Raw genomic sequence first — 15,015 nt, 5'->3', positions numbered from 1 at the left:
ACCCAGGACATCATGGTAAAAGTCTCCATCGTGACGACGCTCTATCGATCCGCCCCCACGATCGAGGCGTTCTACCGGCGAATGATGCAGGCGGCTGACGCGATCTTCGGCGAAGTCGAGATGGTGATCGTCAATGATGGATCGCCGGACAACAGCCTCGACATCGCCCTCGAACTGCATCGCCAGGACCCGCGGGTGGTGGTGGTCGATCTGGCGCGCAATTTCGGGCACTACAAGGCGATGATGACCGGCCTTGCCCAGGCTCGCGGCGAACTTGTGTTCCTGATCGACAGCGACCTGGAGGAGAATCCGGAAGACATCGCCCTGTTCTACCAGCGGTTTCAGCGCGGTGACAGCGACGTCGTCTACGGCGTGCAGGAGACCAAGCATGGCGGCCGGCTCGCGCGCGCCGGCCGAAGCCTGTTCTTCATGCTGATGGATGCGCTCGGCGACCGGCCGCTGCCGCGGAACCTGGTGACCGCACGGCTGATGACGGCGGACTATGTCAAGGCGCTGGTTCGGCACCGCGATCGTGAGTTTGTCATATCCGACCTCTGGCAAACCACCGGATTCCGGCAGAACCAGATCCAGGTCGAGAAGTTGTCGCGTTCGCCGTCGACCTATTCGGTCTGGAAGCGGATCGACATCGCCGTGAAGCACCTGACGACATCCTCGACCCGGCTGCTCTATTTGATCTTCTATCTCGGCCTGTTCATTTTCGTTGCCTCGATCGGGTTGATCGCATTCTACCTCGTGCGCTATGCGACATCAGGCATTGGGGTCGGCGGCTACACGTCCCAGATCATCTCGATCTGGTTCCTCGGGGGCCTGATCACACTCATTCTGGGCGTGCTGGGAATCTACATGGCAAACATCCTGGCCGAGACCAAGCGGCGGCCCTACAGCGTGATCCGCCGCATCCATCGCAGCGCCGCAACACCGGTGCGCGAACCGACGGGAATCGCCTCTCCGCTCCATGCCAGCGCGGACAGTCGCCGTGACTGAGCCGGCACACGCAAGGCTGCTGTCCGAGGTTGCGCAATATTATTCCGCCAAGCTCGAGGAGCATGGCGCCACGCCGCGCGGCGTCGACTGGAACGGCCCGGAATCGCATCAGCTCCGGCATCGCCAGTTCCTGCGGCTGGTGGCGGATGCGCCGGATGCGTCCGTCCTCGATCTCGGCTGCGGCTTCGGCGACTTCCTGAGCTTTCTGCGCAGCAGCGGCTTCCGGGGGCAATTCACCGGCTATGACGTCGCGCCGGCCATGATCGACAAGGCGCGCGAGCTGCATGGCGAGACCGGCGCGCGCTGGTGCGTCGGCGCGACGCCCGAGGGCGTGTTCGATTTCGCGATCGCCAGCGGCATCTTCAATGTCAGGGGAGATACGCCGGACGCGGCCTGGGCCGACTACATCGATCGAACGCTCGACGTTCTCGCGCAGGCCAGCCGCCACGGCTTCGGCTTCAACATCCTCAGCCTGTCGAGCGATCCGGAGAAGCGGCGAGCGCATCTCTATTACGCCGATCCGGCGCGGATGCTCAGCCATTGTCTGTCGCGCTATGGCCGGTCGGTCGCGCTGCTACAGGACTATGGCCTGTACGAGTTCACGGTGCTGGTCCGGCATGGGCAGGTCGCGCCGCCGCCAAGGCCGCAGCCGTGACGGAGGCGCGCTGTCCGATTTGTGCCGGCGAGGCTGCCGGACTCGCATGGCCGCATCCCGGCCAATCGATGCTGAGCGATGGACGGATCGTTCAGCGGCCGCTGGCCAAAATGGCGTGCCTCTGCTGTGGGGCCGCGTTTCATGCATCCGGCATCTCCAGCGCCGAGGTGCGAACCATCTACGACGACGCCTATGCGCTGGCGCGGTCGTCGCCCAAATCCGACGCCCAGCGCGCCCGTGCCTATTGCAACTGGATCCGCGCCGAATGTGCGGCCCCGCTAAACATATTGGAAGTCGGCTGCGGCTCGGGAGCATTGCTGCGGGAGCTGCTGCAAGCCTGGCCCGCCGCACGCGGCTTTGGTCTCGACCCCGCATTGCCGGAAACGGACCCATCCAACGAAAGGCTTCGGCTGGCGCGCGGCTTCGTGGAGGACATTCCCGACGATGCCGGGCGGTTCGACCTCATCATCGCGGTCAATGTGATCGAGCACACGGAAGCGCCCGCTACGTTCCTCAGGGCACTGCGGTCGCGCCTCGCGCCGGACGGGCGGATCGTCATCATCTGCCCCGAGGCACGTCCGCCCAATCTTGAACTGCTGTTCTTCGACCATCTCTACAGCCTGACGCAAGCGGCCCTGCTTGCTGCGAGCTCGGCAGCTTCCCTTGCCGCCAAGCGGCAAGTGTCAGCCCCGCGCGAGATCGGCGACTTTCAGATGGTGGTCCTCGAGGCGCATGCCGCCGACGCGACCACCCCGCCGGCTGGCCCGCCGCCGGAGCTTCTCGCCGAGCGCAACGGTTATCTCGGCCGCTGGGCCGGCCTCGATCAGATCCTGCTCGAACGGAGTGCATCTGCCGCTCGCCTGGTGGCGTTCGGCGGCGGGCAGACGGCCGCCCTGCTCCGCGCCTATGCGCCGAAGACCTGGTCGCGCGTCGATGCGATCGCCGTTGACGACCCCACCGAGGCTTGGACGCTGGGCCCGGCGGTTGTACCCTATCAAGACATCGTGCAGCATCCCGGCTGCGGCGTGCTGGTCGCCACGTCGCCCCACGTGCAGGCCGTACTTGCCGAACGGCTGAACCGCGACGGTCTGCAGCCGATCACATGGAATGACCTGATCCCCCGTTGAGCGCGAGCCTGATGCACCAAAATCCTCCCCGACGTTACGGCGTCAGCCAGCAGACAACATCCGAAACCGATGTCGAGCGCACCTGCGAGCAGATCCGCCAACTCGGCTACGGCGTCATCGACGGCGGCTACGACGCCGAATGGCTGAGCGCGCTGTCGCAGGCATTCGACCGCGCGAAGGAACGTCACGCCGGCGAACATGGCGGTGTCGACGCGCTGAAAGCCATCGACGAGCACAATACGATCCGCCTGCCGCTGGCCTATGAAAGCCTGTTCCTCGAGCTGGCGACCAACAGCAGGATCCAGGAGATCTGCCGCTGCCTGATCGCCGGCTATGCGATCCTCAATCAGCAGAACGGCATCATCAATCCGCCGAACGGGATGCGATACAATCAGGGCGCCTGGCATCGCGACCTGCCGTATCAGCATTTCGTCTCGTCGCGTCCGCTCGCGATCAACGCGCTGTTCTGCCTCGACGCATTCACGATCGAGAACGGCGCCACCATGGTGCTGCCGGCGTCGCACCGGATGGAGGCGTTTCCGTCGGACCATTTCGTCGGCACCCAGGCGCTGAACGTCACGGCGCCCGCGGGCTCGTTCATCGTGCTCGACTGCATGGTGTTCCATAGCGGCGGCGTCAACGTCTCGCCGCAGCCCCGCCGCGCGGTCAACCACGTCTATTCGATCCCGCTGCTGCGCCAGCAGATCGATCTGCCGGCAGCGCTGGGAGCGGACTTCACCACCAGTCCCGAGCTCAGGCGGCTCCTGGGGTACGACGTTCCCCAGCCGAGATCCGTCACCGAATACCTGGCCGGCCGCGCGGCAAAATCATGACGCACTCCGCCGGGCGCTAGAACGGAAGCTCGCCGTCCCAGATCGCGAACCCGATGCCGGTTTGCCCGTAGCCATTGCCGTTATAGGCGAGCCACAGCCGCTCGCGATGCCACAACAGCGCCGGGTAGCAGGTCATCTCGCTCTCCCAGCTCTCGCCCGCCGGACCAAGGCCCATCACCGCGTCGAGCCGTCGCCAGTTGACGCCGTCGTCACTGACGGCGGCACCGATCCGATAGTTCGGGCCGCGGCAGGCAAAGCACATCAGGAATTTGCCTGCGACGACGACCACCGTCGGGCGCGCCAGTGCGTATTCATCTGATGCTGCGAAACCAACGACAGGCGCGGCTGACCTGTCCCAGTGGATTCCATCCTGCGACCGCGCGAACTTGATCGCGTGCCGCAAGTCCGTGCCGCTCACCGAAGGGACAAGGTTGGAGCCGTACCACATCCGCCAGTCCTGCGGTCCCAACCGGAGCACCCAGGGATATGACAGCGTGTACGGATCTTCCGGCGAGCGATCGAGAATCGGGCCGGGCGAGAACCGCGCGAACGGCGCCTCCAGCGCCTTCGATTGCGCCAGACCGATCGCATTGCGCCAGGCCGAGCGGACGCCGAGATTCCAGCCCATGTAATAGAGCGAATGCATGCCGCCCGACGCGACCACGCAGCCGATCCCGATTCCGCTGTCGTCGAACGCGCCGTCCGCTCCGGGCGCGAGAACCGGCTGCGGCGAGACACCCTTGACCCGCGGCGTCTCGGAGAGCTCGACGTCCGCCCATCCGACATGCGAGCGCGCCTGCGCATCGCGCGCGCTGTAGAAGACGCGGAACACGTCGTCACCGAGATGAAGGGGCGTCGGCAGCGCGGCATGGCTGCGCGCCCAGGGCTGATCTCCGGCGGGAGAAAATACCGAACCGAGACGGCGCCAGGCCATTCAGCGCCTCACAGCTTTCGCAGCCGCGTGCTCGGCACCGGCGAGCGTTCCGTTCCGCGCGGCGCGAGCACGGAGAAGTCCGGCTGGTCCTCCAGCACCAGCGCCCCGGCGCCCAGCACCGACTTCTTGCCGATGGTCACATGATCGCGGATCGTGACGTTGACGCCGACAAAGCTTCCCTGCCCGATCCGCACGCCGCCGGACACCACGACATGCGAAGCCAGGAACACGTCGTCCTCGATCACCGAGTGGTGGCCGATATGGTTGCCGCTCCACAGCGTGACGTTGGCGCCGACCTGCGCGAACGGCTGGATGGTGTTGTCCTCGAGGATGAAGCAGTTTTCTCCCGGCGTGAAACCGGGAAACACGGTCGCGCGGCTGCTCAGATAGGTCGCGAGCCGGTAGCCCTTGGCGCGCGCGGCGGCAACCTTCTCGGCGCGAACGGCATTGATCTTGGCGTAGCTCACCGCGACGAACATGCCGAACTGGTCGGGCGCGTATTTCTCGGCGACATCCTCGAACGCGACGACCGGCCGGCCGCGAAATTCGCTCTGCTTCAGAAAAGCGCCGTCAACGGTGAAGCCTGCAACGTCATAACCGGAATCATGCGTGAAATAGAAATCCGCCAGCTCCGCGATCTCGCCGGTCCCGAAGATAACGATGCGCTGTGCCGTCAATGCGATTTCTCCGAAATGCGGTGTCTCCGATCCGGTGACCCATTCGAGACGAACGGGCCAACAACCGGAAAAGGCAGCCGCCGGCCGGCTCGGCGCCGACCACGGCCCACTCACTTCGCACGCATTCGACGTCCTAGGCAATATGCCAGCTGCCCGGCACCAGGCCGGCGCTGGATATCATGTGGGCGCCGGAGAGCTGGCCATTATCCCAGACCGAGACCGCGCCGTTGTCGTTTTGCCAGAGAATATCCGAACGGCCGTTGCCGTCGAAATCGCCGACGCCGGCGATATGATAAGTGTCGGGAACGACACCGGGATTGGCCACGGTATGAGCCCCGCTGATCTGGCCGTCATTCCAGATCGAGACCGCGCCATTGTCGTTCTGCCACAGAATATCCGAATGGCCGTTGCCGTCGAAATCGCCGACACCGGCGATATGAAAGGTGTCGGGAACCACACCCGAACTGGCCACGATGTGGGCCTTGCTGATCTGGCCATCATCCCAGATCGAGACCGCGCCATTGTCGTTCTGCCACAGAATATCCGAATGGCCGTTGCCGTCGAAATCGCCGACACCGGCGATGTGCCAGTTGTCCGGAACGACGCCGGGATTGGCGATCCAGTGCGCGCCGTTGATCTGGCCGTTATCCCAGATCGACACCGTGCCAACCTCGTTGTGCCACAGGATGTCCGAACGGCCGTTGCCGTCGAAATCGCCAACGCCGGCAATCTGCCAACCGTTCGGGACGACGCCGGGATCGGCCACCGTGTGGCTGGCGCCCGGCTGACCGTTGTCCCAGATGAACACCTGGCCGCTGTCGTTCTGCCACAGAATGTCGCTCTGGCCGCTGCCGTCGAAATTGCCGATTCCGGCGATGTGCGAACTGCTGACGACGAGCCCCGGATTCGAGATCCAGTGTGCAGCACTCGACTGGCCATTATCCCACAGCGATACCGCACCGTTGTCGTTGTACCAAAGGATGTCGCTGCGTTGATCGGCATTGAACAAGCCGGTCGCATAGTGCGCGCTGGCGTTGCTGGTGTCGATATCCACGTGAAAGGTGAGCAGCCCCGACGTCGACCCTGACGGATTCGAGACCGAGAACTCAAAGCTGTCGGCGGAGACCCCGAGGCCGGTCTCGTGATAGGTGACGAGTCCATTGTCGATGTCCGCCTGGGTGAACGATGTCGTAGCCACGCCGCCCAGCAACAACGTGCCATGCGCCGGCGCGCTTACAATCGTGTAGTGCAATTGCGCGGCATCGGCGCTGTCGCTTGCGTGCAGAAGGTTGGACGTGATGACGCGCGTGGCACCGGTCACGATGTTGAGCGATGTGACTCCGACCGGAAGGGGTACCGGATCGGAGACCGGATCCGGAATCGAAATGAGATTGAGCCCGATCAAATCGGACGCCAGCAAGGTGATGCTGCCGGTCAGATCGATGGCGAAATCGGCGATGCCGTCGCCATCGATGTCACCCCTGAGCGTCGTCACGCCGAGTGCGCTGTCGTAGCTGTAATCGAGTTGGTCGGCGCTGTTGCCGAAGGGCGACGCGCCGATGAACGTGAATGCGCCGAGGCCGCTGAGATCGATCAGGTCCGCGCCCGATGCAAAGTCCTCGATCAGATCATGCGTGCCGCTCGCTGCCGTCACGTCACCGGCTGCAAAGACGAAGATATCGGCGCCGCCGCCGCCGGCCATGTCGTCGGCGCCGGAGCCTGCAACCAGCCGGTCGGCGCCGGCTCCGCCGATCAGCGTGTCGTTGCCGGGGCCGGCCAAGAGGGTGCAGCCAAAGTCATTCGCGATCATCGTATCGTTGCCGGAGCCGCCGATCGCTGCCTCGATGATGGTGTTGGTGGCAATCCCGATATTGTTGACCAGTCCGCCCACCGACGAGAAAGCTCCCGGATGCAGATCGATCGTCTGCGCGACGCCATAGCCGGAGCAGTCGAGCGTATCGACCCCACCGCTATCGTAGATCGTCAGCGCCGGCGGCGGGTTGAAGCTGCTGAAATCGTAAACCCCGCCCGCATTGCTGCTGAAACCGTAGACCGTGTTGTCGGTTCGCGTCGCGGTCGCCGCACCGTAGATCAAGCCTGCAGCGTAGATGTCGGCCATCTGCGGCGTGATCACGTAGCGGTAGGTACTTCCGGAATAGTTGTCTTCCGGAAAGTAAGACATGATCGAATATTGCCAGGTGTCGTTGGCGTAGATCGCGTTGCTCGAATAGCTCGCGCTGCCGTTATAAGGCCCCTGGTGACCGAGCCCGAGTGCGTGACCGATCTCGTGGATATAGGTCTGGTACCCGTAGCTATCGAGGCCAGTCTTGCCGTCGCGGGCGCCGCCGTCGTTGGTGATCCAGTCCGAACTGATGTCGACAGTCGCCGAGGTCATGAGGCCGGCGCCGGTCCAGCTGGCGTTGGTGACGGCCGTCATCGTGCCGGTGTGCACGAACGTGATGTTGGCGGACCCGGTCGTCTCGACGAAGTTGACATTGGCAACGTCGTGCCAGGCTGCAAGCGCCGAACGTGCGAGCGCCTTCTCGGAGGCATTCAGTCCGTTGACGTTGTAGCTGATCGTGTTGGAGCCCCAATGATGGGACAGCGCGTTGTTGTACGCCCAGAACCCGTTGGTCAGATAGTTGGCGAGCTGCGGGATCGTCGCCACCGGCTTGACACCGGCCGCGCTCGTACCTGTGGCAGCCGCGCCGGCCGCAAGCGGAAACTGATCGCCGGGATCTCCCAGCGAATTGGAGTCGTCGGCCACGCGTGTTGCAGGGCCCGATGGTGGCGCGGCGAAACCAACGTCATCCCAGCCGTCGAACCCCTGAAACATTCCGACATCGTCGGAAAGCCCGTAGCCTCTTCGCATCAAACCGACCGTAGCTGGGGGTTAATGTCCCGGATGATCGCCCGACCGGCCTCAATGGCATCGCCAAGCGACATACGCTTACCAGGATCGTGCAACAACGTTATTGGCACAGTATTAAGGCGCTTGAGAGAATGCCGACCAATGGTTGAAAAGATCGGAATCTCGAGGCCGGTTCCGCGCTGTTTTGGGATGCGTGCCGTACAGGCCTGTGGATTGCCTCGCCGCCGCCCCGTAGTTCTACGCGGAACCGCTATTCCGAAATGCCGACCGCTGATCGCCCTTTCCGGCGGGGCGACGGTTGGAAAGGCGAGCCAAATTGGCTAAGCCAGAACAGGCCCCAAACCCGCGGCGGCCCGCCGAACAAGAGGTGTCTCAATGCCCTTTCCCCGCGCGTCCCAAGCCCTGTCCCGTTTCACCGTGCTGGATCTGACCCGCGTCCGTTCGGGACCGACCTGCGTTCGTCAGCTGGCCGACTGGGGCGCCAATGTCATCAAGATCGATGCGCTGCTGGAAGACGGTGGCGGCGAGCAGCCGGGCGGTCCGCGCGGCGGCTCCGACTTCCAGAACCTGCACCGCAACAAGCGCGCCATGACGCTGAACCTGAAGGACCCGAAGGGGCTCGAGGTGTTCAAGCGGCTGGCCGAGCAGGCCGACGTCATCGTCGAGAACTTCCGCCCGGACGTGAAGAGCAAGCTCGGCATCGACTATGAGAGCGTGCGCAAGATCAATCCGAAGATCGTCTATGGCAGCATCTCCGGCTTCGGGCAGGATGGCCCCTATCACAAGCGTCCGGGCTTCGATCAGATCGCCCAGGGCATGGGCGGGCTGATGTCGGTGACCGGCGCGCCCGGTGAGGGGCCGATGCGGGTCGGCATTCCCGTGGCGGACCTCACCGCCGGCCTGTTCTGCGCGATCGGTATCCTCACTGCGTTGTTGGAGCGCGACGTCTCCGGCGAAGGCCAGTGGGTGCAGACCTCGCTGCTGCAGGCTCAGATCTTCATGCTGGATTTCCAGGCCGCGCGCTGGCTGATGGAAAAGGAAGTGGCCAAGCAGGCCGGCAACAACCACCCGACCTCGATCCCGACCGGCGTGTTCAAGACCTCCGACGGCTACATCAACATCGCCACCACGGGCGGCCGGATCTGGGAGCGCTGTGCGCAGGCGATCGGCGCGCCCGAGCTGGTCAGCGATCCCGACTACGCCACCGCCCCGGCGCGCTCGAAGAACCGCGACGCGCTGAACGCGAAGATCAACACGCTGACCGAAAAGAAGTCGACCGAGACCTGGGTGCAGGAGCTCAACGCCGCCGGCGTGCCGTGCGGGCCGATCTATTCGATCGACCAGATGTTCGAGGATGCCCAGGTGAAGCATCTCGGCATGGCGCAGCACGTGCCGAACGACGAGAACCGGCACATCCAGCTGGTGAGCCAGCCGGTGATGCTGTCGCGCACGCCGAGCAAGATGGCGGCCCGCCCGCCGGAGTTCGGCGAGCAGACCGAGGAAGTGCTCGCCGAGTTCGGCTTCGACACGGACGAGATCGCCGAGCTCCGCGAGCGCAAGGTCGTTTAAGACCTCACGCCTTGGCCGGCCGCACCATGCGGGTGACGCTGGTCAGGGCCTTGTCGATCACCGGCCAGAACAGCAGCAGGATCGCCAGCGTCGTGATGGTGCCGACGAGGCCGTTCGACCAGAACACCTTCATGTCGCCGCCCGAGCCGATCATCGACAGGCGGAACGCGTCCTCGGCGCGGTTGCCGAGCACAAGCGCAAGCGTGAACGGCGCGAGCGGAATGCCGATCTTCTTGAAGACATAGCCGACCACGCCGAAGCCGAGCATCAGCCAGATGTCGAACATCGCATTCTGGATCGCATAGGCGCCGATCGCGCACGACACCACGATCATCGGCGCCACCGCCGCGAACGGCACGCGCAGGATCGAGGCAAAGATCGGCACCGTGGTGAGCACCAGCACGAGGCCGACGACGTTGCCGAGATACATCGAGGCGATCAGGCCCCAGACGAAATCCTTGTGCTCGACGAACAGCAGCGGACCCGGGTTGAGCCCCCACACCATCAAGCCGCCGAGCAGGATCGCCGCGGTGCCGGAGCCGGGAATGCCGAGCGCGAGCATCGGCAGCAGCGCCGAGGTGCCGGAGGCGTGCGCCGCGGTCTCCGGCGCGAACACGCCCTCGATGCGGCCCTTGCCAAAGCTCTCCTGGTCCTTTGAGAAGCGTTTTGCCAGATTATAGCCCATGAAGGACGCGGCGATCGCGCCGCCCGGCGTGATGCCGAGCCAGCAGCCAATTACCGAGGAGCGCAGCAGCGTCACCCAGTATTTCGGCAGATCCTTCCACACCGAGAGCACGACGCGCAGGCTGATGCCGGCGGCATGGCCGCGCAGCGCCAGGCGCTCCTCCATCGTGAGCAGGATTTCGCTGATGCCGAACAGGCCGATCACCGCGACCAGGAAGTTGATGCCGCGCAGCAGCTCCGCGGAGCCGAAGGTCATGCGCAGCTGCCCGGACACGGTGTCCATGCCGACGCCGGCGAGCAGCAGGCCGAGCGACATCGAGATCACCGTCTTGTGCTTGGCCTCGCGGCCGAGGCCGACGAAGGAGCAGAAGGTCAGCAGATAGACCGCGAAGAATTCCGGCGGGCCGAACTTCAGCGCGAATGTCGAGATCATCGGCGCCAGGAAGGTGATCAGCAGCACCGCGACCAGCGAGCCGATGAAGGACGACGTGAACGCCGCGGTGAGCGCTTCCGCCGCCCGGCCCTGCTGCGCCATCGGATAGCCGTCGAACGTGGTCGCGACCGACCAGGCCTCGCCGGGGATGTTGAACAGGATCGAGGTGATGGCGCCGCCGAACAGCGCGCCCCAATAGATGCAGGACAGCATCACGATGGCGGAGGTCGGATCCATCGTGAAGGTCAAAGGCAGCAGGATCGCGACGCCGTTGGGGCCGCCGAGCCCGGGCAGCACGCCGACGAAGATGCCGAGCACCAGCCCGACCATCATCAGAAGCAGCGTCTTGCCGGTGAGAAGGACGGCAAAGCCGTGCAGCAGGAGACCGAAGGCTTCCATGTTTTGAACCCTGTCGGTTTGCTAGCGGCCGAGGGCCGCTTCGAGCGGCCCCTTCGGCATGATGACGTCGAACACGATGTCGAAGGTCACGAACATCACGGCGGTGAAGACGAAGGCGGTCAGGACCGACTTCCACAGCGCGATCTTGCCGACCAGGCGCATGAAACCCGCGATCAGGAGGAAGCTCGCGACATAGAGCCCGAGATATTGCGTGGCGAGGCAGAACAGCAGCGTCGGCACGAACACCGCCAGCACCCGGCGCAGCTGGGCGCGGGTGACGAAGGTCTCAGTCGCCTCCCGGCGCGAAACGAAGGCGGCGCCGAGGCCGTACAGGCTGGCGCCGCCGAGGATCACCGAGAGATAGAACGGGAAATAGCCGGGCTGCGGTCCGGTCGAATCCCACGATGCGCCGGTGCGCCAATTGTCCCAGCCGAGCGTCACGGCAAGCGCCAGCAGCAGCAAAGACACGACGATGTCGACGACGCGGGTGCTGGCGACCGCGGGCGAGTTCTCTTCGGGCGCAGTCGGATCGTCGACGACGATCTCAATATCGGTGTTGGACATGGATGAAATGGTCTGGGTTGCGAGGGCAACCATGGGGATAGCGCGCGGGCGCAATCGCCGTCAATGCAGCCCTTCAGCCGGCCCTGGCGCGCTGGGGAAACGTGCTCGCAAGTGCAGCACGGTTCGCCTCGAGCACGCCGCGCTCGGTGATCAGTCCCGTCACCAGCCGCGCAGGCGTCACGTCGAAGCCGAAATTGGCCGCCGGCGAGCCTTCCGGAACCACGCGCACGGTCTCGATCCGGCCGTCCGCCGTGCGCCCGGTCAAATGCGTGACTTCGCTGGCGGCACGTTGCTCGATCGGAATCTGCCTGATGCCGTCATCGATACTAAAGTCGATGGTCGGCGATGGCAGCGCAACATAGAACGGCACGCCATTGTCGTGCGCCGCCAGCGCCTTCAGATAGGTCCCGATCTTGTTGCAGACGTCGCCATTGGCGGCGACGCGGTCCGTTCCCACGATCGCGAGGTCGACCATGCGGTGCTGCATCAGATGGCCGCCGGTGTTGTCGGGGATCACCGTGTGCGGCACGCCGTGGTGGCCGAGCTCCCACGCGGTGAGCGAGGCGCCCTGGTTGCGCGGGCGGGTCTCGTCGACCCAGACATGGACGGGAATGCCGCGATCATGCGCCTGGTAGATCGGCGAAGTCGCGGTGCCCCAATCCACGGTTGCAAGCCAGCCGGCATTGCAATGGGTGAGGACGTTGACCGGCTCGCCCGGCTTCTTGGTCGCGGCGATGGTCTCGATCAGGCCGAGCCCGTGGCGGCCGAGATCGCGATTGATCGCGACATCCTCGTCGGCGATCTCGCGGGCGCGGGCATAGGCCGCTTCCGCGCGCGCCGAAGCGGCAAGCGGCACGAGCACGCGCTGCATTTCGTCGATCGCCCATTTCAGGTTGATCGCGGTGGGCCGGGTCGCGAGCAGCATTTTTCCGGCATGGTCGAGCGCTGCGTCGGAGGCATCCGTGCGCATCGCCAGCGCCATGCCGTAGGCCGCGGTGGCGCCGATCAATGGCGCACCGCGCACCAGCATCGAGCGGATCGCCTCGCCGGCCTCGTCCGCCGTCGTGATCCTCGCGACGATGAACTCATGCGGCAGCCGGCGCTGATCGATCGCACTGACCGACCAACCGTCGGGCTCGAGCCAGATGCTGCGGAAATGCCGGCCGTCTACCTTCATGACCTACGCCCTTCGCGTCGCGCGCTTTTCAGGACCGGAGCACCCGCCCGGCGACGGCATCGAGCTTGGCGAGGAGCTGCGGATCGCGGGCCGTCGGCGCCGTGATCAGCGCGGTATCGAGCGCGCGGTCCGATCCGATCGGGCACGGTTCGTGCTCGCGCGGAAAATCCCGCGCCAGACGCGCCACCAGCGCCTTTGCCTTCTCGGCGTTCGAGTTCAGCACGCGGATGATGTCCTGCACCGTCACCGCGTCATGGCCGGGGTGCCAGCAATCGAAATCGGTGACCATCGCCACGCTGGCGTAGCAGATTTCAGCCTCACGGGCGAGCTTGGCTTCCGGCATGTTGGTCATGCCGATCACCGAATAGCCCTGCGCCTTGTAGGTCAGGCTCTCCGCCAGTGAGGAGAATTGCGGCCCCTCCATGCAGAGATAGGTGCCGCCGCGCGCGAAGGCGATGCTCTCGGCCTCAGCCGCCGCAGCCAGATGCGCGACGAGCAGCGGCGACACCGGATGCGCCATCGAGACATGAGCGACGCAACCCCTGCCGAAGAACGAGCTCTCGCGCTTGTGGGTGCGATCGACGAACTGATCGACCAGCACGAAGGTGCCCGGCGCCAGTTCCTCCTTGAACGAGCCGCACGCCGACAGCGCGACGAGGTCGGTGACCCCTGCCCGCTTCAGGACGTCGATATTGGCGCGGTAATTGATGTCGGAGGGCGACAGCACGTGCCCCGGACCGTGCCGCGGCAGGAACACGATCGGCAGTCCCGCCATCTCGCCGCGGCGGAGCGTTGCCGATGGCTCGCCCCACGGGCTTGTGATCGCCTCCTCGCGGACATTCTCCAGGCCAGGCAGGTCGTAGATACCGGATCCGCCGATGATCCCGAGAACGGCTTTGGTCATGATCGCTCCTCACGCTGCGGCGCAATAATCACCGTGGCCCGGCGAGTTGCAAGGCAAATCCGCGTTGAAGTAGGCGATGAGGTATGTGGCAGACTCTGGCCGCACGGCCATTTGATCTTGCGCCTTCACTCCGGGGCGATGCGAAAGCGTCGAACCCGGAATCTCGAGATTCCGGGTTCGCGCTTCGCGTGCAATGACGTCGTTCAGGAGATCGTCCGCGACAAAAGCAGACTACTTCGCGACGAAGCCCGCCTCATTCATCAGCGTGGCGTTCTGCTTGTCGTCATCCTGCAGGAACTCGATCATGTCCTTGCCGGTGAGGAAGATCGGCTTCAGCGCCTGCTTCTCCATGTAGTCCTTGTACTCCGCCGTCTGCGTCACCTTCTGGAACAGGTCGACATAGAAGGCCTGCTGCTCCTGCGTGACCTTGCCGGGCAGGAACATCGCGCGCAGCATCAGATACTGCACGTCGAGCCCCTCCTCCTTGCAGGTCGGGATGTCGTTCCAGGACTGCGTCTCGGTGACCTTGGTCTTGTAGGAGATGCGCTCCTTGTCGAACACGCAGAGCGCGCGGACCTGGCCGGCGCGCCAGACCTCGAGGTTCTCGCTGGGATTGTTGACGTTGGATTCGGTGTGGCCGCCGACCAGCTGGGTCGCGGCCTCGCCGCCGGATTTGTACGGCAGATAGGAGAATTTCGCGCCGGTCTTCTGCTCCATGAAGACGGTCAGCACGTGGTCTTCGCGCTTGGAGCCGGTGCCGCCCATCTTGAACGGGCTGCTCGCCGCCTTCGCAGCGGCGATGAACTCCTTGACGGTCTTCGGACCGTTTGCGTTGTCCCACAGCACGAACTGATCGAGCGCGATCACGGAGACCGGCGTCAGGTCGCGCCAGTTGAAGGGAATCTTGGCCGACAGCGGCAGCATGTAGATCAGCGAATAGGCGATCAGCACCTTGTTGGGATCGCCCTCGCTGGACTTCATGTACATCAGCGCTTCGGCTCCCGATGCGCCGCCCTTCAGCGAGACGATCATCGGCTGCTTCATCAGATTATTCTTCTGGATCGCGGCCTGCATCATGCGCGCCATCTGGTCGGAGGCGCCGCCCGCGCCGGCGGCGACCACGATCTCGACCGGCTTGCTGGGCTCCCAGGCGGCGAAGGCCGGCGCGCTCATCAGCATGGC

The 15,015-nt window shown here is 64.7% G+C and carries 13 protein-coding genes; 5 read left to right on the top strand and 8 right to left on the bottom strand.

Translation table 11 applies throughout. The features are described from left to right. The first annotated feature begins 12 nt into the window (after positions 1-12). From JQ633_RS32340 to JQ633_RS32325, 4 genes are read left to right on the top strand one after another with little or no spacing between them, the layout of a single operon-like run. Positions 13-1,005, top strand: coding sequence for a glycosyltransferase family 2 protein (locus tag JQ633_RS32340; protein ID WP_211989873.1), 993 nt, complete (start codon positions 13-15; stop codon positions 1,003-1,005). Next, positions 998-1,660 carry a class I SAM-dependent methyltransferase gene (locus JQ633_RS32335; RefSeq protein WP_211989872.1) on the top strand — a complete coding sequence of 221 codons (663 nt, stop codon included), beginning with the start codon at positions 998-1,000 and terminating at the stop codon, positions 1,658-1,660. The genes JQ633_RS32340 and JQ633_RS32335 overlap by 8 nt, the downstream gene beginning before the upstream one ends. Beyond that, positions 1,657-2,787 carry a class I SAM-dependent methyltransferase gene (locus JQ633_RS32330; protein WP_211989871.1) on the top strand — a complete coding sequence of 377 codons (1,131 nt, stop codon included), beginning with the start codon at positions 1,657-1,659 and terminating at the stop codon, positions 2,785-2,787. Before JQ633_RS32335 ends, JQ633_RS32330 begins: the two co-directional genes overlap by 4 nt. An 11-nt stretch (positions 2,788-2,798) precedes the next feature. Further along, the gene (locus JQ633_RS32325) at positions 2,799-3,620 is read left to right on the top strand and encodes a phytanoyl-CoA dioxygenase family protein (RefSeq protein ID WP_211989870.1); all 822 of its coding nucleotides are present in this window, start codon (positions 2,799-2,801) and stop codon (positions 3,618-3,620) included. A gap of 16 nt (positions 3,621-3,636) precedes the next feature. Here the strand turns inward: JQ633_RS32325 and JQ633_RS32320 are convergent, their stop codons facing one another. The 3 genes from JQ633_RS32320 to JQ633_RS32310 all read right to left on the bottom strand — a co-directional run bounded on the left by JQ633_RS32320 (position 3,637) and on the right by JQ633_RS32310 (position 8,067). After that, positions 3,637-4,554: a hypothetical protein gene (locus JQ633_RS32320; protein ID WP_211989868.1), complete on the bottom strand. Its 918-nt coding sequence runs from the start codon at positions 4,552-4,554 to the stop codon at positions 3,637-3,639. An 8-nt stretch (positions 4,555-4,562) separates the two neighbouring features. Further along, a complete protein-coding gene (locus JQ633_RS32315) occupies positions 4,563-5,231 on the bottom strand; it encodes an acetyltransferase (RefSeq protein ID WP_211989866.1) in 669 nt (222 codons plus the stop codon). A gap of 133 nt (positions 5,232-5,364) precedes the next feature. Next, complete coding sequence (locus JQ633_RS32310; RefSeq protein ID WP_211989864.1) at positions 5,365-8,067, bottom strand: M10 family metallopeptidase C-terminal domain-containing protein; 2,703 nt, start codon at positions 8,065-8,067, stop codon at positions 5,365-5,367. A gap of 411 nt (positions 8,068-8,478) precedes the next feature. Here JQ633_RS32310 and JQ633_RS32305 point away from each other — a divergent pair, with 411 nt between their 5' ends. Continuing rightward, on the top strand, positions 8,479-9,672 hold the full coding sequence (locus JQ633_RS32305) for a CaiB/BaiF CoA transferase family protein (RefSeq protein ID WP_211989862.1): 1,194 nt from the start codon (positions 8,479-8,481) through the stop codon (positions 9,670-9,672). Positions 9,673-9,676: 4 nt separating this feature from the next. Here JQ633_RS32305 and JQ633_RS32300 read toward each other — a convergent pair whose 3' ends face one another. The 5 genes from JQ633_RS32300 to JQ633_RS32280 form a co-directional block, all read right to left on the bottom strand. Then, positions 9,677-11,188 (bottom strand): tripartite tricarboxylate transporter permease, encoded by a 1,512-nt coding sequence (locus JQ633_RS32300; RefSeq protein WP_211989860.1) that lies wholly within the window; start codon positions 11,186-11,188, stop codon positions 9,677-9,679. A 21-nt stretch (positions 11,189-11,209) separates the two neighbouring features. Then, on the bottom strand, positions 11,210-11,752 hold the full coding sequence (locus JQ633_RS32295) for a tripartite tricarboxylate transporter TctB family protein (protein WP_211989852.1): 543 nt from the start codon (positions 11,750-11,752) through the stop codon (positions 11,210-11,212). Positions 11,753-11,825: 73 nt separating this feature from the next. After that, entirely contained in the window at positions 11,826-12,929 is a 1,104-nt protein-coding gene (gene mtnA, locus JQ633_RS32290; protein WP_211989844.1) for an S-methyl-5-thioribose-1-phosphate isomerase, read from the bottom strand. A 28-nt stretch (positions 12,930-12,957) separates the two neighbouring features. Beyond that, on the bottom strand, positions 12,958-13,833 hold the full coding sequence (locus JQ633_RS32285; protein WP_211989842.1) for an S-methyl-5'-thioadenosine phosphorylase: 876 nt from the start codon (positions 13,831-13,833) through the stop codon (positions 12,958-12,960). 231 nt (positions 13,834-14,064) lie between these two features. Further along, positions 14,065-15,012: a Bug family tripartite tricarboxylate transporter substrate binding protein gene (locus JQ633_RS32280; protein ID WP_283812848.1), complete on the bottom strand. Its 948-nt coding sequence runs from the start codon at positions 15,010-15,012 to the stop codon at positions 14,065-14,067. Positions 15,013-15,015 lie beyond the last annotated feature (3 nt).

This window comes from Bradyrhizobium tropiciagri (assembly GCF_018130505.1).
Lineage (GTDB): Bacteria > Pseudomonadota > Alphaproteobacteria > Rhizobiales > Xanthobacteraceae > Bradyrhizobium > Bradyrhizobium tropiciagri_B.
Note: the sequence above shows the minus strand (reverse complement) of the source record. Positions and strands in the feature narration are given on the sequence as shown.

Coding starts and splice junctions, on each gene's coding strand:
- JQ633_RS32305 (WP_211989862.1), top strand. CDS start 8,479: ATGCCCTTTCCCCGCGCGTCCCAAGCCCTGTCCCGTTTCACCGTGCTG.
- JQ633_RS32325 (WP_211989870.1), top strand. CDS start 2,799: ATGCACCAAAATCCTCCCCGACGTTACGGCGTCAGCCAGCAGACAACA.
- JQ633_RS32280 (WP_283812848.1), bottom strand. CDS start 15,012: ATGCTGATGAGCGCGCCGGCCTTCGCCGCCTGGGAGCCCAGCAAGCCG.
- JQ633_RS32295 (WP_211989852.1), bottom strand. CDS start 11,752: ATGTCCAACACCGATATTGAGATCGTCGTCGACGATCCGACTGCGCCC.
- JQ633_RS32320 (WP_211989868.1), bottom strand. CDS start 4,554: ATGGCCTGGCGCCGTCTCGGTTCGGTATTTTCTCCCGCCGGAGATCAG.
- JQ633_RS32340 (WP_211989873.1), top strand. CDS start 13: ATGGTAAAAGTCTCCATCGTGACGACGCTCTATCGATCCGCCCCCACG.
- JQ633_RS32285 (WP_211989842.1), bottom strand. CDS start 13,833: ATGACCAAAGCCGTTCTCGGGATCATCGGCGGATCCGGTATCTACGAC.
- JQ633_RS32310 (WP_211989864.1), bottom strand. CDS start 8,067: ATGTTTCAGGGGTTCGACGGCTGGGATGACGTTGGTTTCGCCGCGCCA.
- JQ633_RS32300 (WP_211989860.1), bottom strand. CDS start 11,188: ATGGAAGCCTTCGGTCTCCTGCTGCACGGCTTTGCCGTCCTTCTCACC.
- mtnA (WP_211989844.1), bottom strand. CDS start 12,929: ATGAAGGTAGACGGCCGGCATTTCCGCAGCATCTGGCTCGAGCCCGAC.